At 47.9% G+C, this 1,404-nt stretch carries 2 protein-coding genes and 1 pseudogene; 1 reads left to right on the top strand and 2 read right to left on the bottom strand.

Going from position 1 to position 1,404, the window contains the following annotated elements; translation table 11 throughout:
* Positions 1-203, top strand: a pseudogene (locus R7070_RS25265) (arsenic resistance protein); the annotation flags it as partial.
* A 42-nt stretch (positions 204-245) separates the two neighbouring features.
* On the opposite strand, the gene R7070_RS25260 reads toward R7070_RS25265, so the two are convergent.
* Together R7070_RS25260 and R7070_RS25255 are read right to left on the bottom strand one after the other, a co-directional pair.
* Complete coding sequence (locus tag R7070_RS25260) at positions 246-1,025, bottom strand: AraC family transcriptional regulator (RefSeq protein ID WP_318141398.1); 780 nt, start codon at positions 1,023-1,025, stop codon at positions 246-248.
* Between the two features lie 21 nt (positions 1,026-1,046).
* A partial coding sequence (locus R7070_RS25255; protein ID WP_318141397.1) for a YbhB/YbcL family Raf kinase inhibitor-like protein occupies positions 1,047-1,404 on the bottom strand: 358 nt, incomplete at its 5' end.

The raw sequence follows: 1,404 nt of genomic DNA, 5'->3' as shown, positions 1-1,404 counted from the left end.
TCCTCTCTTACGATGAGAGTGCCTCCATCGGATCTACGGCAACGGGAAACAACTAGGTGTCGGCGATTGCGGTTTCATTTGCTGTATTTGGTCTGAATTCCGATCAAGCATTCGCCGGCGTAATTGGCCCGTTGATCGAGGTTCCGGTTCTGATTGCTTTGGTTAACGTCGCACTGCGGATGAAAACCAAATACCAAAGCTAAAATGAGAAACATTGAGACCGAGCCAAATAGCAGTGTTAGGTACTAACTGGCAACGGTTTTGATGTACTCGCTGGGCGTTAAACCAAACTTGCCTTTAAAGCGTTGGCTAAAACGCCCTTCCGATTGATAACCACACAACTGCGCGAGCAACGCAACGTTGTATGAACCATTTTGCATCAGGTAGAGTGCGTGATTTAAGCGCACTTCTGCCAGCACTTCGCGATACTGAGTACACTCTTGCTTGCGTTTGCGTATCAATGTTGCTCGGCTCATAGCAAAACGCTCAGCCACCCGTTCCAAAGGATGATCATCGCCCGGAGAGCGTGACAAATAGCGACTGAGTTTTTCGCTAAATGAGGTATTCGAGCTGGTAAAAAGTCGATGCAACAATCCCCTTTCCGCTAACTGCTGATACAACCCCAACACCCAATAACGTTGCGTCGCTTCACTCAAGCTTTCTTGCTCAAAAGAAAACAGCGCATTCAGCGTTGCTTGCAACGCTTTATCTGTCTCCACCGCGGGTACATTTTCGCCAAGCGCATTGCTCATACTCAGCTCCAGCATGTCATCACTCGGCACACAGTGAAAGCTGAACATTCGAGAGAGAAAACGCCCTTGCTGAGGAAGGTTTTCAAAATTCAGCGAAGCGTTTGCTTCACAAAGCATGATATTAGGATGAAGAATATCGAACGCTTCGTCTTTCCAAAACAGACGCTTACTCCCTTTAATGATCTGGATAATACTCGGGGAATGAATCCGAACGTTACGCAGCTTTTGCTGCTGCTCCGCACGAAATAACGTGACTTGATATTGGTGGCTCATCTTCTCCCCTTTCTTATTCAATTATCGTGTGTAAGTGGCGGTTAACTTCGCTTTGTCCAATGCGACACTATTCAACGTGAATCCCACAACCGCCGCTGGCGTGTTCTCATCCAAGTTCAACTTATCACTCGGCAGCGCCCAAACGGTAAACTGGTAGCGGTGCATACCATCTTTTTCTGGAGGACATGCGCCGCCAAAACCAGTAATACCGTAATCGATACGAGACTCCTTACCGCCGAGCTTGCTGATATCAACGCCACGAGGCAATTCGTTAACTGAGGCTGGAATATCAAACGCTATCCAATGCCAAAAACCACTGCCCGTTGGTGCATCAGGATCGTACGCGGTAATCGCAAAACTTTTCGTACCCTTTGGTACG

Source organism: Vibrio sp. 1557, from assembly GCF_033340175.1.
Lineage (GTDB): Bacteria > Pseudomonadota > Gammaproteobacteria > Enterobacterales > Vibrionaceae > Vibrio > Vibrio alginolyticus.
This window is presented reverse-complemented; position numbering and strand designations above follow the sequence as displayed.